Here is a 22,207-nt window from a genome sequence, read left to right as displayed (position 1 = left end):
CATTACATTTGAACTACCACGTACACCCCGGATATGCTCTCTGCATATACTGAAGCTCACAAAGAATAAATCCGAAATATTCGGTATGATATCCCGTTCTTGATTTGGGCTGCATAAAAGGATTTGATGGATATTCCAACCCGAAATCTGCAAAATCTTTCTTCGTAATGGCAATGAATTCTTCGTAAACAGCATCTGCATTCGGAACGATATTCAAAGCAATAAGATCGTCTTCACCTTCTGTTTTAGCAAAAAGGCCTTTCGTATATTCCCAGATATTTTCAATAGCTTTTACCAAACGTCCACGGCTTTCTTCTGTTCCCTGAGCAAAGATTTCCATCCATGACGCAGCGTGAGTATAGTGATATCTTACTTCTTTTAATGATTTCTGAGCAATGGCAGCCAATTCTTCATTCGCAGAATTTGACAATGCTTCATACATCAGTTTCTGATAGACAGACAATACATATACTTTAAGAATAGTCTGTGCATAATCTTCATTGGGAAGTTCTACCCAATGGGCATTCACATATTCATGTTCGTATCTTAAAAATGCGATATCATCTTCACTTTTCCCGTTGTCAATCACTCTTGCGGCATACACGTAGAAGTTATTAGCCTGCCCCAGTTCATCCAACGCAATATTTGTCAATGCAATATCTTCCTCTAAGTAAGGACCTTCACCGCACCACGCAGACAAACGCTGTCCCATAATGAAACTGTCGTCTGCTAGTTTTAATAAATAATTATATAATGGGTTCATTGTTTAGTAGATTTCAGATTTCAGACACTAGATTTCAGATTGACAAAAAAGTCTGGCATCTGAGATCTCACATCTTGAAGTCTTTATTAATTACATATTTTTTACGTCGTTAGGAATCTCGTAGAAAGTTGGGTGACGGTATAGTTTATCATCAGCCGGATCGAAGAAAGCTTCTTTATCCACCCCTTCTGAAGTCACAATATATTTACTTGGGACTACCCAAACAGAAGTTCCTTCTTTTCTTCTTGTATAAACGTCTCTTGCATTCTGCAAAGCCATTTCTGCTGTTGGTGCCTGTACAATTCCAACGTGTTTGTGAGATAATCCCGGTTTAGTCTGAATAAACACTTCCCACATATCTAAATTTGCCATAGTCAAATTAATTTAGCAATGTATCAATGTCCCAGTTTACCAATGAGATGCTTCGGCAAGCTCAGCATGACAATGATTGTTACATTTTTACATTGGTATATTGTTACATTATTATATTACTTCTTTTTGTTGTTTTTCGGCAAAAGCTATCGCTGCTTCTTTTACCCAAGAGTTTTCTCTTTGCGCTTTTCGTTTTGTTTCGATACGCTTTTTATTACAAGGACCGTTTCCTTTTAAAATTTCCATGAATTCATCCCAGGGAAGTTCTCCGAAATCATAATGCTGTCTTTCCTCATTCCATTTCAGGTCTTTATCCGGAATCGTTAGTCCTAAGAATTCAGCCTGGGAAACAGTAACATCAATAAATCTCTGGCGAAGACTGTCGTTACTTTCTCTTTTTACTCTGTAGTTCATAGAGATTTTAGAGTTTGGTGAACTATCGTCGTTTGGTCCGAACATCATCAGAGCCGGCCACCAGAAACGGTTTAATGAAGCCTGGGCCATTTCTTTCTGCTGTTTTGTACCGCGGCACAATGCCATCAGGATCTCATAGCCTTGTCTTTGGTGGAAAGATTCTTCTTTACAGATCTTCACCATAGCTCTTGAATAGGGGCCGTAAGAATTCCCCATCAGCATTACCTGGTTCATAATTGCAGCACCGTCTACCAGCCAGCCGATGGCACCGATGTCAGCCCAACTCAAAGTAGGATAGTTGAAAATACTTGAATATTTTGCTTTTCCTTCCAGCATATCATCATAAGTAGCGTCTCTGTCTGCTCTGACAGTTCCGTTTCCTAACGTCTCAGTGGCAGAATAAAGGTATAAACCGTGACCCGCCTCATCCTGAACTTTTGCTAAAAGAGCCATTTTTCTTCTCAATGAAGGAGCTCTGGAAATCCAGTTGGCTTCCGGCAGCATTCCTACAATTTCAGAATGGGCGTGCTGTGAAATCTGACGAACCAGGAGTTTTCTGTAATCATCCGGCATTACATCTTTTGGTTCTACTTTATTTTCGTCATGTACGTATTGTACAAATTTTTCTAAGTCCATCTTTTTTTGAATTTGAAAATTAAATAATTTGGAAATTTGAGAATTAGGCAATTTGGAAATTTAAACACGATAATGACATTTTCAAATTAGCACATTTTCTCATTTTCAAATTGTCTTAAACATCATAATTAAGCATCACCACATTCGTTGTAGGGTGACATTGGCAGGTAAGAACGAAGCCTCGGGCTACTTCTTCTTCGGTAAGTGCATAGTTTTTCTCCATGAAAACCTCTCCTTCCAGAACCTGCGCCTTACACGTACAGCAAACGCCTCCTTTACATGCGAAAGGAACCGGAAGCTGATCTTTCAAAGCTTTATCTAAGATACTCTCTTTTTTAGAATTAAGGTGGAACGAATATTCATCATCATCAATGATGACCGTTACCATACTTTCAATATTGGCAATCGCCTTGAATTCATCACTCATTTCCTCTGTATTTTCTTCATCCGGAGCGGTGAAATACTCAAATAACACTTGAATAGCGGGTACTTTCTTATCTTTTTTCAGATAGTCTGCAATTCCCTTGATCATTTCTGCGGGTCCGCAAATGAAATAAGTAGCCTCTTTTACATCAATATCTGTATATCTTTCAAACAGCTGCTCTAATTTTTCTGATGAAATTCTTCCTTCAAAAATCGGGTCTTCGTGTTTCTCCCGGCTTACTAAATAAACAACTTTCAATCTGCCGTTAAAAGATTCTACCAGCTTATCGATTTCAGCTTTCTTCATCACATGATTCATGCTTCTGTTGCTGTAGAATAAATAAGCATTTGAATTCGGCTCCTGATAAAGACTTTCTTTGATATTGGATAAAACAGGAGAAATTCCGCTTCCTGCAGCCAGACCAACATAAGTTTTTACATTGCTTGGGTGATAAGAAGTATTAAAGCCACCCATCGGAGGCATTACCTCCAATACCTCATCCATATGAAGATGTTCATTGAAATAACCTGATACTTTTCCGCCTTCAAGCAATTTCACCAATACTTCCAGCGTATTGCTTTTTTCACTTGGAGCGTTGCAGATAGAGTAAGAACGTCTTTCTTCATTTCCGTTGATCATCATTCGGAAATTCAGATACTGTCCTTGTTTGAACCTGAACTTATCTTTCAGTTCTTCAGGGATTTCCACCGCTACATTCACTGCTTCGGAAGTATCTTTCTGAACTTTAACTGTTTTAAGTTTATAAAATGAATTCATTATTTTTTTAGTATTCTATTAATTTTTCCACCTTCGCACTTCGGCAAACTGTCCTGGGCATGAACTTTTACTTTCGTAGTAATTCCTACCCTCTTTTTTATTTCGTTTTCTATATTTTTTCCGAAGCTGCCGACAAAATTAAAATAATCATCGGTATGGGCTTCTATTTTCTGAGACTTTACCAGTTCATCGTCTATTTCGACATCAATATCCAAAGCAATACACATATGCTCTTTCTCTACAGGTGTCAGATAGTAGTTCGGAACCACTCCTTTTACATAAGAAAAAGCATCTTCAATCTGACTTGGGTATACATTCACTCCTCTTACAATCAGCATATCATCTGCTCTTCCGACAATGGGTTTCATTTTCACCATTGTTCTTCTGGCATTTTTATCGTAGTAAAGACTGGTGATATCATTCGTCCAATACCGTAAAAGCGGCATTGCTTTTTTTGTTAAGGTTGTGATCACCAATACTCCTTCTTCTCCAAAAGGCACCGGCTGTTTGGTTACCGGATCTAAAATCTCAGGATAGAAATGATCTTCCCAGATATAAGCTCCACCTTTCTCTTCAAAATCCTCCATGGAAACTCCCGGACCGATAATTTCACTCAATCCATAGATATTGGTTGCATGAACACCTAATCTTTCTTCAATGTGACCTCTTATAATCTCCGTCCATGGTTCTGAACCTAATACTGCATATTTAAGGCTGATCTCCTCTGCTGATATTCCTCTTTTTGCAAATTCATCAGCAATCGTTAAAGCGTATGAAGGAGAGCAGCAAATCACTTCCGGTTTAAAATCCACAATCAGGTCTACCTGTCTTGCCGTCATCCCTCCGGAAATAGGAAGAACACTCATTCCCAGTTTTTCAGCCCCATAATGAAGTCCTAAACCTCCTGTAAAAATTCCGTAGCCATAAGCATTATGCAGCTGCATTCCCGGTCTTGCTCCTGCGGCATGTAAAGATCTTGCCACCACTTCACTGAAAAGGTCTACATCTTCTTTGGTATAGCCTACTACCGTTGGTTTTCCCGTAGTTCCGCTTGAGCAGTGGATACGCTGAAGCTCATTTTTAGGAACGGTAAATAACCCGAACGGATAGTTATCTCTTAAATCCTGCTTGTAAGTAATAGGAAGTTTCGTGATATCTTCAATCGACCTTATATCCTGTGGAGATATTTGCAATTCATCAAATTTCTTTTTATAAAATTCCGACTTCTCCCCCAAATAGCTGATCAGGCTGATCAACCGGCCGGATTGAAGCTGTCTCAACTGACCCAACTCCAGATATTCAACTGAAAAATCCATAAAACTAACTAACATTTGTTAGGTGTAAATTTAAAAAGATTTTGCCAGTTGACAAAATTTTTATGACTTTTGTCATATTTTGAATGATTCTAAATAAGGAAGATAGTTAAAATTATTCCCAATGTCATTCTGAGCACAGACTGCAAGTCTGCGAGTGTAGTCCAGAAGTGTAGAGAAGAATCTTTTAAAATTCTAACAATCTGTCACGAGATTCTTCCTTCGTCAGAATGAAAAGAACTGTTTATTTATTTTGATTTCCCAGTAAGCCGAAAAGAATCTTTTCTCTTATTTCTTCGGTAATTTCATCCGTAGAATCACTGCTTCTTTTGAACCAGAAATAGGAATTGTTTAAAGTATGAAGGATAAATCTTGTAGTAAATGATGGTGATTTCAGCTCCCAATGTTCAGCTTCGTAGATCTCAGAAATAAGCTGTTCAACTTCCTGCTGATAGTTCTTTCTTAATTTCACAAATTCGGGAAGCTTTTCTTCAAGATGCTTCCATTCATTGGAATAAATGTGGGTAACATCCCGGTTTTTAAGAACCACAGATAAGTGTTTATCCAATAATAAATTCAGCTTTTCTCTCGGAGCAATATCTGTATTTTTTACTTCCTGAAGCTTATCGAAAAACTCCTGAGCAATGCCAAAACAAATCCATTCCAGAATTTCTTCCTTTGAACGGATATGCGCATACAGTGAAGCTGCCTTGATATTAAGTTTTGTAGCCAGGTCTCTTACAGAACTCCCCATATACCCTTTCTCTTTGAAAAGTTCTACTGCTACGTTTAATATTTTTCTCTGTTTTTCTTTTAATTCCATCTGGTAAAATGCAAAAGTAATTATTCTGAATTAAACCACTCGTTTTTTGATCATAAAAAGAAAAGATGCTTTATGTTATCTTTAGCTTCATCATTTTTATTTTGATGTGACTATATGTTCATAGATTTTAAAGGAACAATTGCGAAATCGGAAATTTTGTCAAGTTAAATTTCCGTTAAAAATACAATATCCGGAAAATTTGTCCATTTTTTTTGTAAATTTAATAATTGAACAGTTTTTGTGATACAGTCATCGATTAAATGATTAAATAATTGATGGCATTAAGAAACTGAGCCTTAAAATTTGGTTTCTTGGTGTTTTTTTTAAACTAAGCTTTTAAACGAATCATTACCAAAAATATACAAATATGAACTTAAACCAATATACTGTAAAATCACAGGAAGCCATCCAGGCAGCTCAACAGGTTGCTATGGAACTGGGCAACCAAAGTATTGAGCCTCAACATCTCCTTGAAGGAATTTTTCAGGTAGATGAAAATATTTCACCTTTCCTGCTAAAGAAATCTGAAGCAGATGCTGCTTTAGTGAGAGAACGTAACCGTGAAAATTTAGAAAAACTGCCTAAAGTACAGGGAGGAAACATTTATCTTTCACAATCTGCCAACAAAGTATTGCTGGACGCACCCAATATTGCTAAGAAAATGGGTGATGAATATGTAACGATTGAACACTTATGGCTGTCTCTTTTGGAAACCACTTCTGAAGTATCCAAAATGCTGAAAGATATGGGTGTTACCAAAAATCTGCTGGAAGGCGCTATCAAAGAATTAAGAAAAGGAAGCAAAGCCACTTCTGCAAGCTCAGAGGAAACCTATCAGTCCTTAAACAAATATGCTAAAAACTTCAACGAACTGGCAGCGGAAGGAAAACTGGATCCTGTCATCGGCCGTGATGAAGAAATCAGAAGGGTTCTGCAGATCCTTTCCCGAAGAACCAAAAACAACCCGATTCTCATTGGTGAGCCCGGTGTAGGTAAAACTGCGATTGCTGAGGGAATTGCCCACAGAATTATCAGCGGTGACGTTCCTGAAAACCTGATGGATAAAACATTGTTCTCATTAGACATGGGAGCTTTGATCGCCGGAGCAAAATATAAAGGTGAATTTGAAGAGCGTTTAAAATCTGTAGTGAATGAAGTCATCAAGTCTGATGGGCAGATTATTCTTTTTATCGATGAGATCCACACTTTAGTAGGAGCCGGTGGTGGCGAAGGAGCCATGGATGCGGCCAATATCTTAAAGCCAGCTTTGGCAAGAGGAGAACTAAGAGCTATCGGAGCTACTACGCTGAACGAATATCAAAAATATTTTGAAAAAGACAAAGCGTTGGAAAGACGTTTCCAGAAAGTGATGGTGGAAGAGCCGGATACTGAATCTGCAATTTCTATCCTTCGTGGTATTAAAGATAAATACGAGGCTCACCATAAAGTAAGAATCAAAGATGAGGCAATTATTGCGGCGGTGGAAATGTCTCAAAGATATATTTCAGACCGTTTTTTACCGGACAAAGCTATTGACCTTATTGATGAAGCTTCTGCAAAACTGAGAATGGAAATCAATTCCAAGCCGGAAGAGCTGGATGTTCTGGACAGAAGACTGATGCAGCTGGAGATTGAGTTAGCTGCTATTTCAAGAGAAGGTAATCAGACAAAAATTGATCATCTTAAAGAAGATATTGCCAAAATATCCGAACAGAGAAACGAGATCAATGCTAAATGGCTGAAAGAAAAACAAAAAAGTGAAGATCTTACCCAGATCAAAAAAGATATTGAATCTCTGAAATTAGAAGCAGAAAGGGCTTCCAGAGCCGGAGATTATGCAAAGGTAGCGGAAATCCAATATGGAAAACTTCGTGAAAAGGAAGAAGATCTCAGCAAAATGGAGCTTGAGATGCAGAATCATCAGAATGAACTGATCAAAGAAGAGGTTACGGCAGAAAACATCTCTGAAGTAATTGGTAAATGGACAGGTATTCCTGTGACCAAGTTATTACAGTCGGAAAGAGAAAAATTATTAAACCTGGAAACTGAACTGCACCACAGAGTGGTAGGACAGGATGAAGCTATCCAGGCGGTTGCTGATGCCATCAGAAGAAACAGAGCCGGGTTGAGTGATGATAAAAAACCTATCGGATCCTTCTTATTCCTTGGAACAACAGGGGTAGGTAAAACCGAGCTGGCAAAAGCACTGGCAGAATTCTTATTCGATGATGAAAACAACATGACCAGAATTGATATGAGTGAATATCAGGAACGTCACAGCGTTTCCAGATTGGTAGGAGCGCCTCCGGGATATGTAGGATATGATGAGGGAGGACAACTGACTGAAGCGGTAAGAAGAAGACCTTATTCCGTAGTACTTTTGGATGAGATTGAAAAGGCGCATCCGGATGTTTTCAATACTTTGCTTCAGGTTTTGGATGACGGACGTCTGACAGATAATAAAGGAAGAGTGGTTAATTTCAAGAATTCAATCATTATTATGACTTCGAATTTAGGTTCACACCTTATTCAGGAGAATTTTGAAAACCTTACCGAGGAAAACCAGGATGAAATTGTGGATAAAACAAAAGAAGAGGTTTTTGATCTTCTGAAACAGACTTTACGTCCGGAATTCCTGAACAGAATTGATGAAATTGTACTGTTCCAGCCTTTAAGAAAAAAAGAAATCGGAAAAATCGTTCAATATCAGTTGAGAGGTTTCAATGAAATGTTATCTAAAAGAAACATCATTATGACCTTCACTCAGGATGCTGTAGATTATCTGATGGATAAAGGCTATGATCCGGCTTTTGGAGCACGACCATTAAAAAGGGTTATCCAACAGGAAGTATTAAATAAACTGTCAAAAGAGATTCTTGCAGGAAAAGTAAATGATGGAGACAGAATTACCCTGGATTATTTTGTAGAAACTGGGCTGGTTTTCAGACCTACCGAACAATAAAATAGTTTTTTTTCATATACATTATTTGTGTGAATAAGTGCTGTAGAATGATCTGCAGCACTTATTTTTTACAAATTATCCTTATCATGTGAAATATTATTATATTTACTAAACTAATAACTAAAACAAATTCAGTATGAAAAAGTTAAAAAGAAAAGATTTAAAGAGAATCAATGGCGGGCTTATCACTCCCATTATTATGTGTGATGAAAATATGAACTGCCCTATCAATCTTTGCTGTACAGCAGGATATATTTGCAGAGACTGGAGAAAATATCCATGTATTTAAAGAAAACGGAGAAATTACTTTCTCCGTTTTTTATAGAATAAATTCGCAATCATGCTAGTATAAGTTTCTGCGGTACATGCAATCCGTAAAAACACGGTAAAAATAACAGTGTAATTCCCTATTCAAGAATATATTTTCTACCATATTTTTTCCGAGATTTGCATACTAATTGAGTTTTATCTGCAAAACACTAAGCTATGAATACAGAATCAAACAATCCACTACAACCTGGAACAATGTCAAACAGTCTTATCCAGGCTCTGATCGACAATTACCGTCAAAATCACCTCAATGCTATTAATACGGCTTTGGGAATACAAGACGCTCATTCCATCTGGTTTGACCTTCCGAAATTGAAAAATTTCATTGCAAAAATCGAAGAAGAGGCTGCAAAAGTGAATCCTGCCGCTACCGGAGATGATCTGGGAATCAGATTTTATTATGCTACTTATCCGAAACAAGAAAACTGGTCGATTATGGACTCCCACCCTGTTCCAACGGAATATGCAGGAAGACATACTTTAGTGATGGTACCGACTTTGAAAAAAGCCAACGAAACAGGCGAGCTTATTGATTATGATTTTAACCCTTTTCAAAGTGCTGAAGGAAAATCTTTAGCTTTAAATGCACCCGGCGTCAACATGTCTGCTAAAGGGATGGGAGAAGATGATGATACCAGCCTTGGAGAAAACAATGGAGTACTTATTCCACCAAAGGCTCCTTTTGGTGAGTCTTTTTAATAGTAATATATATTATACTTAACACTGTATGACAGAGTTCCAGGAATTTGCACAAAAAAGTCTGCTTTGGGCTGAAGGACTTACTGCAGTCATAGCACTTTTCCATTATAACCGCTTAAAAGAACAACATTGGAAACTTTTTGTGCTTTATCTGGTATTTATTTTTCTTGGGGAAGCTTATGGCAAATGGGGAAGTTTTATTCATTTTACCAAAGCTCAGTACTATAACTACCTTTTAATGCCAATACAATTCATATTCTTTTACTGGTTATATGCTGCAAAATCTTTAGGAAAGCCCAAATTATTTTGGATATTATCAATTCTATATCTGCTTTCATTTATTCCCAATGAATTATATTTTTCCAAAAGTAAAATTGTATTTGCATTCAACTATACTTTTGGCTGCCTTATTTTGATGCTTTTGGTAATAATGGAGTATTACAAACAAATTACTTCACAAGAGATTCTCAATTTCAATAAAAACAAAATGTTTTATATTAATCTTGGGATTACACTATCATATATAGGAACATTACCTTTCATGGCATTTTTATCACTTCTGGTAAAATACAAGGAAATATGGGATATATATTTTAGTTATTTTCTGATCTCAGTATCAGTGATGTATATCTTATTTGCAAGTTCATTTATATGGGGGAAACAGAACTCTTAATAGTTATCATTCTATTTAACATACTCTTTGTAATGTTTGTAACGGCAGTTTTAGTCTATATTCGAAGTTACAGACAGCGCAAAAAAGAATATCTGAATGAGATTGAGATGAAAAATGAACTTCATCAGCGAGAGCTTCTGGCTACCCAGCTGGAGATTCAACAGGCCACTATGCAGCAGATTGGCCGTGAGCTGCATGATAATATTGGCCAGAAACTTACCCTGGTGAGCCTCTATGTACAGCAGATGCTTTATGAAAATAAAGTACCCGAAGCCAGTGAAAGAATTGATCAGGTTTCCCAGATTATCAATCAATCCTTGCAGGATCTCCGGAGCCTGTCAAAGACATTAACGGATGATAATATCAACCAGAAGGAAATTGTAACTTTGATACAGGAAGAAGTAGACAACACCAATTCTTTTAAGAAATGTCATGTAAGCTTTGAGCACAATTTTAAACAGCTGGATTTAGGTTTTGTTCATAAAAATATGCTGCTCAGAATCACTCAGGAGTTTATTCAGAACAGCATAAAACATTCCCGCTGTAAAAATATTTTTATCACCCTGAATACGTCTGAAGATATCCTTTGGGAACTTGATATCCGTGATGACGGAATCGGGTTTGATACTTCAGACATCAAATCCAATGAAATAGGTCTTACCAATATGAAAAACAGAGCTGAAATCATAGGAGCTAACTTTCGTATGGAAAGCCAGAAAAATGCGGGGACCCAACTTAATATTATTTTAAGAAAACAGTCATGAAAAAAACTATTGTAATTGTTGACGACCATATACTCATCGCCAAAGCCCTGGAAGGCATTATCGGTAATTTCAATGAATTTGAAGTGATTTATGTCTGTGAAAACGGCAAAGACCTCATCGAAAAATTTGAAGAGGGCAATACAATTCCGGATATTATTCTGCTTGATATCAGCATGCCGATTATGGATGGTTTTGAAACTGCAGGCTGGCTTACGAAAAATTATCCCGATATTAAAATCATGGCCCTCAGCATGCAGGGAGATGATAACAGTGTGATTAAGATGATCAAGAGCGGAGCAAAAGGCTATCTCCTAAAGAACACCCATCCGAGAGACCTGGAAACGGCACTTACCCGGCTGAATAGTGATGGTTTCTTCTATCCGGACTGGGCATCCAAAATCATTTTCTCCAACCTTAATAAAGAAACAGAATCTGAAATTGCAATAAAGATTTCTGACCGGGAAAAAGAGTTCCTGAAATATACGGTAACTGAACTCAGCTATAAGGAAATTGCAGACAGAATGTGCTGCAGCCCAAGAACAGTAGAAAGTTATCGTGACCAGCTTTGTGAAAAGCTGGATCTGAAAACCCGTGTAGGGCTGGCTGTTTTTGCTATTAAAAACGGTTTTGCAAACTAAGGCTTTCGATTAAAAAATTCTTTAAAAAATAAATTTAAACGAAAAATATTCACATAAAACAAATAAAAAATAAAAACACTTCATTATATTTTTTAAAATTAGCTAAAATTCAAAACATATTGGATAACATTAAACAATAAGTAATTAAACTGTTTAATTTTTAACACTTTCGTAAAGAAATTGAAAAAATATTTGCATATTAATTTCAAATAATATAATTTCACATCCTCAACCTAAATGAATTTTGATATGAAAAAACTATTATTTGGAGCTTTTATGCTCAGTGTAATGGCTGCATGTAACAATGACAGCATCTCCAATCAAAACGAAAATGCAACTGACGAAACGGTAACTGCCGCAGGTTTCGCTCAAAGAGGCTGTGCTTCTGAGGAAATCAGACAGGAGGCATTGAAAAAAAGTCCTGAACTTCAGCAAAGGTTTGCTGCATTAGAAACCAATACAGAGAAATTTGCCAATGATCTGAAATTTGGAAAAGTTCTTGCTGATGGCACTGTGGAGATCCCTGTTGTTGTGAATGTTGTTTACAAAACTACAGCTGAAAATGTTTCTGACGCAAGAATTGCTGAACAAATTGATGTTTTGAATGCTGACTATTCAGCTACTAACAGTGATGCCAGCAAAATCCCGGCTGAGTTCCAAACAGTAAGCTCCGGCGATATAAAAGTAAAATTCAGACTGGTAAATACCGTTAGAAAATCCACTTCAAAAACAAGCTGGGCAACTAATGATGACATGAAAAAAGCATCCAAAGGAGGAATTGATGCAACTAATCCTACCAATTATTTAAATATCTGGGTTGTAGGTAAAATGACCAGCCAGGGCCGTACTATTCTTGGATATGCTACTTTCCCTGAATCTGCAGGATTATGGAATGATGGTGTTGTAATTGGTGCTCCGTATTTCGGAAAAACTGGAGCTTCTTCCCCTTTTAACCTTGGAAGAACAGCAACACATGAAGTGGGCCATTACTTAAACTTAAGACACATCTGGGGAGATGCTAATTGTGGAAATGACCAGGTAAGCGATACTCCTACACAAACTACAGCAAATTATGGTAAACCTTCCTACCCATTATACAATACCTGTACCGGTGTCCAAAGATCTGTAATGTTTATGAACTACATGGATTATGTAGATGATGCAGCCATGTTTATGTTCTCTGCCGGACAAAAAACAAGAATCCAGTCTGTAGTAGCATCCTCTGGTGCCAGATCAGGATTAAGAGTTTACTAAAATAAAATCTTTTTAATATCTATAATCTATCTCAAATTTGAGATAGATTTTTTTTGATCCAGCCAATTTAATCTTTATAAAGCATTAAAATAAAGATAACAATGCAAGAGCTGGATTTAAATAATCAACAATTTCAGTTAGAGTATTAAAAAACATTAAAAAAAAAATCTGTCTCAGAAGCTGGGATAGATTTTTTTAATACTTTTACACGACTTAAAAATTCAACAGCACAACGATGAAAAAAATAGCATTAGCATCAGGAATACTATTGCATTTATACTGTATTAAAGCACAGGATACGATTCAATCCAGAAATCTTAGTGAGGATCTCGCATTAATCAATTCTTCGGGTTATATGTTCCAGGAGAAAACTCCGTTTTTTCAAAAAGAATGGGTTAAAAAATCCGTAGCGCCCGCCCTCCTTTTTACGGCTGCTGCTGCAACATGGGGAGAAAAAGAGAATATCCGTGAGGTTAGAAACCGTTATCTTCCCAACTTCAAGGTCAAATATGATGATTATCTGCAGTATGCTCCTGCGGCGGCTGTTTACGGATTAAAACTCGCAGGGGTAAAAGGCCGGAATAATATAGGAAGAGCAACCTTATCTTATGGTACCAGTTTAGCTATTATGGCAATTTTAGTCAATTCTATTAAATATACAGCAAAAGTTGAACGGCCGGATGGATCCAAAAACAATTCTTTCCCATCAGGACATGCTGCAATGGCTTTTACCAACGCTACTTTTCTACACAAAGAATATGGTTTAGTAAACCCTGCCTATAGTATTGCAGGATATGGGGCTGCCACCCTTACAGGCCTTGGACGAAATTTAAATAACAGACATTGGGTTCCGGATATTCTTGCCGGTGCCGGGATCGGGATTATATCAACAGAGCTCGGATATTTCTTTATTGATAAAATTTATAAAAACAAAGGAGATAATTTAAGTCTCTTATCCAGAATACAGGGAAACGATTACCCATCTTTTCTGTCTCTGAAAATGGGTACTGCATTTGGTACAACGAACTTCCTGAAAGAATCAGAGCTGGATGAAAAAAAACAAACCGGTTTTGAGGGCGGACTGGAAGGGGCTTATTTCTTTTCAAAAAAATGGGGCGTAGGAGCAGATATAGCTTTCAGCAGCTTTCCTATTAAATCTCAAAGAATAACCTTTGATGACGGACAGGATTTTGGTGATCATGAAATTAAAACACAGTCTATGGGTTTTCTTGCTGCAGGCATCGGCCCATATTTTTCTCATGAATTATCTGATAAATGGCAGCTTACTTTAAAACTAACAGGAGGATATGCTGCAACTGCAAGTGGAAAAGTATTTGTAAAGGGAAATGATATTAATGCTCCTGACAACGAACTTCAGATAGCCACATACAAGCCGAAACCCGCTTTCCGCTGGAACACAGGAGCTTCCATGACCTATAAATTCAATCCGGGGCTGGGCCTTACCTTTTATGCAGATTACAATAAGATCAACTCTACAATCCGGTATCACTTCAGCAATGAGATTAAGGAAAGTGCAGAACTGGATCAGGAGCTTAACAACCTGACAGCCAAAGAAAAAATCAATTATATTACATTAGGCTTAAGATTAACTGCCTATTTTTAAAATACAAAAGCCTTCAGATTTTGAAGGCTTTTACTTTATAGGTTTTTGCGGTTATCTTCCGGAGTATAGTCCATAAAGATATCTCCATCCAGCTGTACAGATTTTACTTTCTTCTTGATAGGAATTACCAGATCAGTCATCTTCTGATCTTTTTCCCAAATGGAGGGTGAGAAATGCAGTTTTTCTGTAGCACCATCTTCATAAGACAATATTGCATCAAACGGAATGGCAAAACCACCTACATTTGAAACGTTTACAGTTAGCATATCATTCATCTGGGATGCTCCTGTTACTTTTAAATCAATATAATTATTGGTATAAAACCAATTCTGGAAAAACCAGTTCAGATTTTTTCCCGCACCCGTACTCATCGAATTGAAATAATCCCATGGCACCGGATGTTTTCCGTTCCAGTTATTCATATAATGATGTAATGCTTTTTTGAACAGTTCATCACCCAGATAATCTTTCAGAGCCAGATAAGACAAAGAGGCTTTTACATAAGAATTATTTCCGTATCCGGCGCCGCTCACCTGGGTACTCATTGTGATCACCGGCTGATCCTGCTCTGAAGACGGGTCATTGATCCATCTTTTAACACGGAAATTTTTATAAAATTCTTTAGCGGCAGCTTCTCCGTTTTCATCAATTCCTATAAGATATTCCAGCGTGGTAGCCCAGCCTTCATCCATAAATGCGTATCTGGTCTCATTGATTCCCATGTAAAAAGGGAAATAGGTATGGGCAATTTCATGATCTGCCGTCAGCCTTGCATCCTGAAGGTCAGCAGGAATACTGGTATCATTGATCATCATTGGATATTCCATGTCTGCATATCCCTGAATAGCCGTCATTACGTTGTAAGGATATTCTACTCCGGGCCAGTTTTTCGAAAACCAATCCAGGTTATAGCGCATCCAGTCTACATAATGTTCAAAATCTTTCGCACCGTTTTTATATCCTGCCTGAACGCTCGCTCTTTTGGATTTTAACTGAACACTTGCGGCATCCCACACATAATGGCTGCTCATTGCAAAACAGAAATCGGTGATGTGGCTGGCTTTAAATTTCCATACATTCCATTTATTCTGCCTGGTTACTTTCCCCGACTTCATTTCCTGTTCTGTAGCAATACGCATTACTTTATCGCTCTTTAATGAAGCTTTATATCTTTTTAAATATTCCGGCTGAAGTGCAGCTTCCGGGTTCAGAAAATCTCCTGTTGCCCAAACTACATAATTTTTTGGTGCGGTGATCGCAAAGCTGTAGTCATTGAAGTCATTATAAAACTCCTGCCTGTCTGAATGCGGAAGCATATCCCAGCCATTGTAATCATCATACACGGAAATTCTTGGAAAGGAATAGGCTACGTAGAAGGTCTCCGGGTCAATCTGCCCTTCTCTTCCACTCTGTACTGAGAGCGGATACTCCCACTCTATTTTTACGTCAGCTTTTGATTTAGGCTTTAAAGCTGATTTCAATTTCACTTTTTCAACAGTACTCCAGTCGTCACTGTTGATATCATATTTTTCACCATTTACGATGAAAGATTTAATTTTAAGCCCTGAGGACAGAAAATCCTTAGATACAAACCCAGATCTTGGTGACTGCGGCTTGTGAAGGTTATTTACAAATCGTATGGCCAGTTCGTTCAGGCTATCCGGGCTATTATTGGTATAGACAATCGTTTCTTTTCCGGAAACCACTTTGGTGCCGGCATCCACTTTCACCTCTACATTATATACTCCTTTGTTCTGCCAGTAATTTTTACCGGGTGCACCGGAGCTGTCACGGGTTCCTCTTTCATATGCTTTTTTGATGTTCCTCGGCATATACAATTCCTGTGCAGATAATTGCAGTAAAGAAACTGCGATCAGCATTACGGAAAAAATTTTCTTCATATCGATCTATTTAAAGATAGGCATCAAAATTAATGAAAATGTGCCATCAGACGATCATTCTTTTGCAATAATGTTTTACAGTAATTAACTTTTGTATTAAAATATTCTACAATCTATCCTGTTCGGCTGTCTTCTTAATTGTTTTTGCATTTTTCACAGACTGGTTTCCAAAGTTGAATTTCAATAAAAATGATACTCCCTGAGTGTCCGTATAATCAAGAAAATAGTTATCCTGATTCGCATATTTTGTACTCACTTTCTGACCTGTGGTTCTGAAAATATCGCTGAAAACAAGACTTGCATCCAGCTTTTTATTAAAGAATTTTCTGTTCATTACGAAGTAGGCTGACCAGAGAGAAGAAATCCTGAAAGTTCCCTGTATCCCCGGAGAGTAGTAGCGGTGTCCCATTTCCATTTTCCAATCGCTGTTTTTATCCAGCGTAAAGCTTGTGGAAATATTGGAAACCCAGTTCCAAACCTGGTTTTTATATAACAACCTATCGTTTCCCTTGAAGTAATTTTCGTTGTGTTCAAGGTTTTCGGACAGGATAATATTCCACCAGGGTTTCACCTGGAAACTTTTATATAAGCTTAATCCAAAGGCTTCTCCTTTTTCAATATTGGTAAAATAATAGATCAGGCTGTTGGTACTCGGTTCCTGATAGGAGATTTCCATGGACGGATATATTTCTTTCCTATAGTATACATCCAGATTCCAGTCTCTCCAGGAATAGGTAAGATTGAGGTTATGGGCGATTGTCGCTTTTAATTTTGGATCTCCCTGATAATATGAAAAGAGATTATAATACGATTTTGCAGGATTCAGCCATGAATAGGAAGGCCTGCTGATTCTTTTTCCATAAGAAAAACCAAATTCCTGTTTATTTTCTGTGGTATATTGTGCATAAAAAGTGGGGAAAAATTTCCAATAATTGCTTTTATTCAATTCATAAGGTTCGGAAACTACTCCTTCAAGATCTGTCATTTCTGCACGGAGTCCTCCTTTGAAACTCCATTTCCCGATATTGTAGGCTAAGGAAGAATACAGGGCAAAATTGTGTTCTTTATAATCAAAAATACTGCTTTTTTCAGGTCTGTATTGCAGAGTTCCATTTTCGTTATCAGAAAAATCAAGTGTACTGCTTGTCTTTACAAAACTATATTTTGCTCCGGATTCCAGCTCCAGTTTATCCCCTTTCCACTGATAATCGAATTGCGTAGAATATAGCTGAACATCTGCTTTATTCTGGGTAAGAAAATTATCTTCTTTAGGAGGCTGGCCTGCAAAATTCAGGTATGTGATTACATTCTGATATTTATTGGCATTATTTCCTGTAAAATAGTTGATCCATGAAAGGCTGCTTTTTTTATTCAGCTTCCGGTCTATCTGAAAACTCACAGCATTGTTGGTGGAACGTGACCGATGATCATTGATGGTGATATAATCAGATTCTACTATATCCTGCTGATTATAGATCAGCGTAGGGACATTGTAGACTCCGAAGGATTTTGGAGAAAAATACCCTGAGTAGTTGAGGCTTACATTGGTCAAACTGTCCAATTCATATTCCGCATTAAAATTCAGGGTATTCTGGTTATTGTTTTTATCCTTCCTGTTCATCGTACTTACCCATCGGGTTTGGCTTTCCGGATAGTTTACATAGTCTGTTCCTTCCCGGTAGTACGTTCCGAGCCCTCTATAATAGCTTCCCATAACGGAAAGTTTATCTTTTTTATAATATTGGGAAAGCCCAAAAACGCCTTTCGCATATTGTGTCTGCACATATTTGGATGAGAGAATTCCGCGGTAACCTTCAATTTTATTCTTTTTCAGAACGATATTCAGTACAGCGCTTCCAGAGGCTTCGTATTTTGCAGGCGGATTGGTAATTACTTCCACTGATTTCACCTCATCTCCCTGGGTATTTTCAAGAAGATTTTTAAGCTCATCCCCTGTCAGCATTACTTTTTTATCATTAATAGTCACCAGAATTCGGGTGCTTCCCTTTACGCTCAATACACTATTATTGACAATGACGCTTGGTGTATTCTTTAGGATCTCCCAGGCATTGAGTGAAGAAATGTTACTGTTTTCCACATTAAATTCCAGCCGGTCAACTTTTCTTTTCACCAAAGGATTGCGTTTCGTCATTATGATTCCCTCTATTTCCTTTGATTCCTTTCTAAGAACGATATTCAATGGTTCAGGTTCATTCAAATCCAGTTTTTTCTCAAATAAAGAATATCCCTGATTTTTAACAACCAGTTTTACATTCTGCTCTGAAATACCCTCCAATATAAAATTCCCTTTCTCATCCGTTTTTACTTCTTTGATTAATTGATCGTGAGCATTATACACTTCCACCTTTACGGATGAAAGCTTTTCGTTTTCGCTGTTCACAACTGTTCCTCCTAGTTTCTGTTTCTGGGCAAAAATCAAAACCGGAAAACACAGACAAAAAAGAATTTTATACATGGCTATTTTTTTATCCTTTCAAACAACACCTATGTTCTGTTCTACAGGTACAAAATTCTATATTGAAAAGGAGAATTTCGGTTAACAGATGGTTAATGATGGGTTAATGTATTTTATACCACCAGAATTTCAGTTCCGGATCGACGGAGCAAAGACTTTTTCAAAGGTCCAAAACTTTGGTTAACGGAAGGTTAATGATAAAATAATGATTTCCGTAAAATGGCTAAAGTTCTATCTTTGTTTCAATGATAGCCAAGAGTAAAATTCTGATTTCGGTTTTTGCCGCTCTGTTCCTGCTTTTACTGGGAATACAGATATATTTTATGTATAAAACCTATCAGGTAAAAGAAAGGGATATCTACAGATCCGTGAATGATGGGCTTACCAATTATACAGATAATCTTGAAGATATCCAGGAGGTCAAAGAAATGAAAGATGATTCTCTTCATGAAATTATTATAAAGTATCATAATAAGGAGATCAGCAAAAAGGATTTTCTTCACTATTTCATAGAAAACAGGAAATCTGCCAGAGAAAGACTGATCCATTATATTGAGAGCCGTTACCAGCAAGACGGTTATGAAATTTCGGCAAGAATACGATATCTTTCTATTATACATCTTCCGGACAGCGCAAAAGTAATTACTGAACCTATTGTCATTTTTCAAACACAGGATAAGATTAAAAATCCCCGTATTGCAAGTAATGGAAGCTGGGAAACCTCAACATCTAAAAGAGATGATTCGGATGAAGGGCAGGTTGAAAAAAGAAATACTTTTCTTGTTAAAACCCAGACCGATTTTGAGATTAAAAATATAAAGAGTATTGTTTTCAAAGAGCTTACTTTATTAATCATTTGTTGTGTGATTCTTCTTTCCGGAGTTCTTCTGCTTTATATTTTCACGATTAGAAATCTGATCCGGCAGCAAAAGCAGGTGGAAGTTCTCCACACCATTGTGGATAACATTTCGCATGAGTTTAAAACGCCTATCGCTACTTTAAAAATAGCTTCCAAAGCATTAAAAAAAGAATGGAATCCTGAAACGCTTCCTCTTATTGACAGGCAGATTTCCCGGCTTGAAAATCTGATGTTTCAGCTTCACAAGGATGAAATACCGGATGAAATGACCGCTATACAGCCGGAGGACTGGAGCTTTTTCATACAAGATCTCTCGGTTACTCATCCAAACATTGATTTTAACCTTGAAAATTCAGTTTCACAAAAGCTTCCTTTTGATAAAAATCTGATGGAAACGGTCATTAAAAACCTTTGTGAAAACAGCGTAAAATATGGAGCTTCTGCTGTGAAAATAAATATCCAAAACAGTTCTCAACAATTGGAAATCGAAGTTTCTGATAATGGTCAGGGCATGGAAACGAAAGAGCTCAACAACATTTTTGAAAAATTCTACCGAATACAGAATAACAATATTCATAACAGCAAAGGGCTTGGACTGGGGCTTTATTTCGTGAAGAAAATCATTGCCAATTATAGCGGCAAAATAGAGGTTTCCAGCCAACTCAATACGGGCAGTTCTTTTAAAATATCAATTCCTTATGAAAACTAAAATCCTTCTGGCAGAAGATGATCCGGATTTCGGAATGATCCTGAAACAGTATCTTGAATTGGAAGATTTTGAAGTCAGCTGGTTTCAAAATCCTGAAGATGTAGTACCATTGCTTCAGGCTGATTTTCCTTTTCAGATAGGAATTCTGGATGTAATGATGCCTAATATAGATGGTTTCTCGCTGGCGAAAATGATCATCAGGGAAAGAAATAATTTCCCTTTGTTATTTTTAACAGCCAAAAATCAAAAAATTGACCGATTGACCGGGTTGAAAATAGGTGCAGACGATTATATTGCTAAACCCTGCGATCCTGAAGAACTTGTTTTACGAATTAAAAACATTCTGAAGAGAACGCTTCCTGCCGTTGCGGAAAGTCAAATAAAAATCGGAGAATTTTCACTGAACACGACCAAACTTCTGTTGTCTCATCCTAACGGAAACAACCGGCTGACCATACGGGAACAGGAGCTTCTTCTGTATCTTCTGAAGCATAATCGTACTATTATTACACGAGATAATATTCTGGATAATCTCTGGGAAACCAATGATTATTTTACCGGAAGAAGTCTTGATGTGTTTATCAGCAGGCTTCGTAAGTATTTCCACAGCGATCCTCAAATAAAAATCCAATCCCTGAGAGGAATTGGATTTGAAGTTGATTTTCCAACTAACTGATTTTTATAGAGAAAGATTCACAATCACCGGAAAATGATCAGACGGATACAATAGATTTTCTCTTCTGTCATTAATGTGTCGGTGAGATCTGATCTTAAAGCCATTTGTAAAAATATAATCAATCCTGTCTTTCGGAACTTCATTCACGTTGAAACCTGTGAAAGTTCCTACCGGACCATAATGTTTGGTTTCGGAATGATAAAAAGTATCTTTCATATTCTGGGAAAGAATTTTAATAGGTTCTGAATCATCTGTCAGGTTAAAATCTCCGCTCAGCGTTACCGGAAGGTTTTTCGGATTCAGTTCTTTGATTTTTTTCAGGATCAGTTCGGAAGATTTTACTCTTGCTACATTTCCTACATGATCGAAATGAAGATTCATCGCCAGAAATTCTTTCTTCGATTTTTTATCTTTGAATAGGGCATAGGTACAGATTCTGTTCAATGCTGCATCCCAGCCTTTTGAAGGTTTCTCGGGAGTTTCGGACAACCAGAACGTCCCCGATTTTACCACTTCAAGTTTATTTGTATCATAAAAAATAGCAGAAAACTCTCCTTTTTCTTTGCCGTCATCTCTTCCTACTCCAATATAATCATAGTTCTTTAATCCTGTTTTAATATCTTTCATCTGTTCCGGAAGCGCTTCCTGCACTCCGAAATAATCAGGATGGTAATAGGTAAGCAAATCGGCAACATCCTGCTTTCTGTTTGGCCAGGCATTGTCTTTATCCGACTCTACATTCAGCCTGATATTAAAACTCATTACGGTAAGGTCCTGTGAAAATCCCAATGCAAAAAGCATCAGAAACACCATTGAAAATCTGAAATTCATATGTTATTTTATCAGTAAGAGACAAAAATAAAACTTCTCCGCGACAGAAAAGCTTTATTGATGTGATTATATTGTTAAATTATCTTTTTCTTATTCTATAGATATAAAATACTCCTGAAATTCGGATACCAGAATTGGCTGCGTTTCAAGTTTTTTAAAATTTATATCTTCCTTTAAAACTGCGGGGTAAGTGTTCCCTGAAGAATAAAAGCCTGAACTTACGATGATAAGCTCAGGCTTTTGTAATATTTGCTGATGAGGCTGTACGAATATGCTTATGGTTAGAAAG

19 protein-coding genes are annotated in these 22,207 nt (G+C 37.2%); 10 read left to right on the top strand and 9 right to left on the bottom strand.

The features are described 5' to 3' along the window. Positions 1–13: 13 nt before the first annotated feature. The 6 genes from paaC to ACP3T3_RS17575 all read right to left on the bottom strand — a co-directional run bounded on the left by paaC (position 14) and on the right by ACP3T3_RS17575 (position 5,522). Positions 14–763 (bottom strand): 1,2-phenylacetyl-CoA epoxidase subunit PaaC, encoded by a 750-nt coding sequence (gene paaC / locus ACP3T3_RS17600; protein WP_426477071.1) that lies wholly within the window; start codon positions 761–763, stop codon positions 14–16. 90 nt (positions 764–853) lie between these two features. Beyond that, positions 854–1,135, bottom strand: coding sequence for a 1,2-phenylacetyl-CoA epoxidase subunit PaaB (gene paaB / locus ACP3T3_RS17595; RefSeq protein ID WP_002981782.1), 282 nt, complete (start codon positions 1,133–1,135; stop codon positions 854–856). A 111-nt stretch (positions 1,136–1,246) separates the two neighbouring features. Then, the gene (gene paaA, locus ACP3T3_RS17590) at positions 1,247–2,185 is read right to left on the bottom strand and encodes a 1,2-phenylacetyl-CoA epoxidase subunit PaaA (protein ID WP_426477070.1); all 939 of its coding nucleotides are present in this window, start codon (positions 2,183–2,185) and stop codon (positions 1,247–1,249) included. 115 nt (positions 2,186–2,300) lie between these two features. Continuing rightward, a complete protein-coding gene (locus ACP3T3_RS17585) occupies positions 2,301–3,386 on the bottom strand; it encodes a 2Fe-2S iron-sulfur cluster-binding protein (RefSeq protein ID WP_426477069.1) in 1,086 nt (361 codons plus the stop codon). Then, positions 3,386–4,702 (bottom strand): phenylacetate--CoA ligase family protein, encoded by a 1,317-nt coding sequence (locus tag ACP3T3_RS17580; RefSeq protein WP_426477068.1) that lies wholly within the window; start codon positions 4,700–4,702, stop codon positions 3,386–3,388. Before ACP3T3_RS17580 ends, ACP3T3_RS17585 begins: the two co-directional genes overlap by 1 nt. Before the next feature lie 241 nt (positions 4,703–4,943). Then, positions 4,944–5,522: a TetR/AcrR family transcriptional regulator gene (locus tag ACP3T3_RS17575; RefSeq protein WP_426477067.1), complete on the bottom strand. Its 579-nt coding sequence runs from the start codon at positions 5,520–5,522 to the stop codon at positions 4,944–4,946. A 367-nt stretch (positions 5,523–5,889) separates the two neighbouring features. Between ACP3T3_RS17575 and clpB the strand changes: the two genes are divergently transcribed. The 8 genes from clpB to ACP3T3_RS17535 all read left to right on the top strand — a co-directional run bounded on the left by clpB (position 5,890) and on the right by ACP3T3_RS17535 (position 14,466). Further along, a complete protein-coding gene (gene clpB, locus ACP3T3_RS17570; protein WP_426477066.1) occupies positions 5,890–8,484 on the top strand; it encodes an ATP-dependent chaperone ClpB in 2,595 nt (864 codons plus the stop codon). 136 nt (positions 8,485–8,620) lie between these two features. After that, positions 8,621–8,773 carry a hypothetical protein gene (locus tag ACP3T3_RS17565; RefSeq protein ID WP_426477065.1) on the top strand — a complete coding sequence of 51 codons (153 nt, stop codon included), beginning with the start codon at positions 8,621–8,623 and terminating at the stop codon, positions 8,771–8,773. A gap of 197 nt (positions 8,774–8,970) precedes the next feature. Continuing rightward, entirely contained in the window at positions 8,971–9,513 is a 543-nt protein-coding gene (locus ACP3T3_RS17560) for a hypothetical protein (RefSeq protein WP_426477064.1), read from the top strand. A gap of 28 nt (positions 9,514–9,541) precedes the next feature. Beyond that, entirely contained in the window at positions 9,542–10,186 is a 645-nt protein-coding gene (locus ACP3T3_RS17555; protein WP_426477063.1) for a hypothetical protein, read from the top strand. 32 nt (positions 10,187–10,218) lie between these two features. Further along, a complete protein-coding gene (locus ACP3T3_RS17550; protein WP_426477062.1) occupies positions 10,219–10,950 on the top strand; it encodes a sensor histidine kinase in 732 nt (243 codons plus the stop codon). Further along, the gene (locus ACP3T3_RS17545) at positions 10,947–11,588 is read left to right on the top strand and encodes a response regulator transcription factor (protein WP_426477061.1); all 642 of its coding nucleotides are present in this window, start codon (positions 10,947–10,949) and stop codon (positions 11,586–11,588) included. The genes ACP3T3_RS17550 and ACP3T3_RS17545 overlap by 4 nt, the downstream gene beginning before the upstream one ends. A gap of 249 nt (positions 11,589–11,837) precedes the next feature. After that, positions 11,838–12,842 (top strand): zinc metalloprotease, encoded by a 1,005-nt coding sequence (locus ACP3T3_RS17540; protein ID WP_426477060.1) that lies wholly within the window; start codon positions 11,838–11,840, stop codon positions 12,840–12,842. 235 nt (positions 12,843–13,077) lie between these two features. After that, positions 13,078–14,466: a phosphatase PAP2 family protein gene (locus tag ACP3T3_RS17535; RefSeq protein WP_426477059.1), complete on the top strand. Its 1,389-nt coding sequence runs from the start codon at positions 13,078–13,080 to the stop codon at positions 14,464–14,466. 35 nt (positions 14,467–14,501) lie between these two features. On the opposite strand, the gene ACP3T3_RS17530 is transcribed toward ACP3T3_RS17535, so the two are convergent. Next, positions 14,502–16,367, bottom strand: a complete 1,866-nt coding sequence (locus tag ACP3T3_RS17530; protein WP_426477058.1) for a M1 family metallopeptidase — start codon at positions 16,365–16,367, stop codon at positions 14,502–14,504. Positions 16,368–16,473: 106 nt separating this feature from the next. Next, positions 16,474–18,843, bottom strand: coding sequence for an outer membrane beta-barrel protein (locus ACP3T3_RS17525; RefSeq protein WP_426477057.1), 2,370 nt, complete (start codon positions 18,841–18,843; stop codon positions 16,474–16,476). Between the two features lie 245 nt (positions 18,844–19,088). Here ACP3T3_RS17525 and ACP3T3_RS17520 point away from each other — a divergent pair, with 245 nt between their 5' ends. Next, positions 19,089–20,411 carry a sensor histidine kinase gene (locus ACP3T3_RS17520; RefSeq protein ID WP_426477056.1) on the top strand — a complete coding sequence of 441 codons (1,323 nt, stop codon included), beginning with the start codon at positions 19,089–19,091 and terminating at the stop codon, positions 20,409–20,411. Continuing rightward, positions 20,401–21,087 (top strand): response regulator transcription factor, encoded by a 687-nt coding sequence (locus tag ACP3T3_RS17515; protein WP_426477055.1) that lies wholly within the window; start codon positions 20,401–20,403, stop codon positions 21,085–21,087. Before ACP3T3_RS17520 ends, ACP3T3_RS17515 begins: the two co-directional genes overlap by 11 nt. 3 nt (positions 21,088–21,090) lie before the next feature. Here the strand turns inward: ACP3T3_RS17515 and ACP3T3_RS17510 are convergent, their stop codons facing one another. Then, on the bottom strand, positions 21,091–21,918 hold the full coding sequence (locus tag ACP3T3_RS17510; RefSeq protein ID WP_426477054.1) for an endonuclease/exonuclease/phosphatase family protein: 828 nt from the start codon (positions 21,916–21,918) through the stop codon (positions 21,091–21,093). Between the last annotated feature and the right edge of the window lie 289 nt (positions 21,919–22,207).

Origin of the sequence: Chryseobacterium sp. CBSDS_008 (assembly GCF_049959325.1) — a bacterium.
Taxonomy (GTDB): Bacteria; Bacteroidota; Bacteroidia; order Flavobacteriales; family Weeksellaceae; genus Chryseobacterium.
This window is presented reverse-complemented; position numbering and strand designations above follow the sequence as displayed.

What these genes read in the sequence shown, in the direction of transcription:
- paaC (WP_426477071.1), bottom strand. Translation starts at nt 763, where the DNA reads ATGAACCCATTATATAATTATTTATTAAAACTAGCAGACGACAGTTTC.
- paaB (WP_002981782.1), bottom strand. Translation starts at nt 1,135, where the DNA reads ATGGCAAATTTAGATATGTGGGAAGTGTTTATTCAGACTAAACCGGGA.
- paaA (WP_426477070.1), bottom strand. Translation starts at nt 2,185, where the DNA reads ATGGACTTAGAAAAATTTGTACAATACGTACATGACGAAAATAAAGTA.
- ACP3T3_RS17585 (WP_426477069.1), bottom strand. Translation starts at nt 3,386, where the DNA reads ATGAATTCATTTTATAAACTTAAAACAGTTAAAGTTCAGAAAGATACT.
- ACP3T3_RS17580 (WP_426477068.1), bottom strand. Translation starts at nt 4,702, where the DNA reads ATGGATTTTTCAGTTGAATATCTGGAGTTGGGTCAGTTGAGACAGCTT.
- ACP3T3_RS17575 (WP_426477067.1), bottom strand. Translation starts at nt 5,522, where the DNA reads ATGGAATTAAAAGAAAAACAGAGAAAAATATTAAACGTAGCAGTAGAA.
- clpB (WP_426477066.1), top strand. Translation starts at nt 5,890, where the DNA reads ATGAACTTAAACCAATATACTGTAAAATCACAGGAAGCCATCCAGGCA.
- ACP3T3_RS17565 (WP_426477065.1), top strand. Translation starts at nt 8,621, where the DNA reads ATGAAAAAGTTAAAAAGAAAAGATTTAAAGAGAATCAATGGCGGGCTT.
- ACP3T3_RS17560 (WP_426477064.1), top strand. Translation starts at nt 8,971, where the DNA reads ATGAATACAGAATCAAACAATCCACTACAACCTGGAACAATGTCAAAC.
- ACP3T3_RS17555 (WP_426477063.1), top strand. Translation starts at nt 9,542, where the DNA reads ATGACAGAGTTCCAGGAATTTGCACAAAAAAGTCTGCTTTGGGCTGAA.
- ACP3T3_RS17550 (WP_426477062.1), top strand. Translation starts at nt 10,219, where the DNA reads ATGTTTGTAACGGCAGTTTTAGTCTATATTCGAAGTTACAGACAGCGC.
- ACP3T3_RS17545 (WP_426477061.1), top strand. Translation starts at nt 10,947, where the DNA reads ATGAAAAAAACTATTGTAATTGTTGACGACCATATACTCATCGCCAAA.
- ACP3T3_RS17540 (WP_426477060.1), top strand. Translation starts at nt 11,838, where the DNA reads ATGAAAAAACTATTATTTGGAGCTTTTATGCTCAGTGTAATGGCTGCA.
- ACP3T3_RS17535 (WP_426477059.1), top strand. Translation starts at nt 13,078, where the DNA reads ATGAAAAAAATAGCATTAGCATCAGGAATACTATTGCATTTATACTGT.
- ACP3T3_RS17530 (WP_426477058.1), bottom strand. Translation starts at nt 16,367, where the DNA reads ATGAAGAAAATTTTTTCCGTAATGCTGATCGCAGTTTCTTTACTGCAA.
- ACP3T3_RS17525 (WP_426477057.1), bottom strand. Translation starts at nt 18,843, where the DNA reads ATGTATAAAATTCTTTTTTGTCTGTGTTTTCCGGTTTTGATTTTTGCC.
- ACP3T3_RS17520 (WP_426477056.1), top strand. Translation starts at nt 19,089, where the DNA reads ATGATAGCCAAGAGTAAAATTCTGATTTCGGTTTTTGCCGCTCTGTTC.
- ACP3T3_RS17515 (WP_426477055.1), top strand. Translation starts at nt 20,401, where the DNA reads ATGAAAACTAAAATCCTTCTGGCAGAAGATGATCCGGATTTCGGAATG.
- ACP3T3_RS17510 (WP_426477054.1), bottom strand. Translation starts at nt 21,918, where the DNA reads ATGAATTTCAGATTTTCAATGGTGTTTCTGATGCTTTTTGCATTGGGA.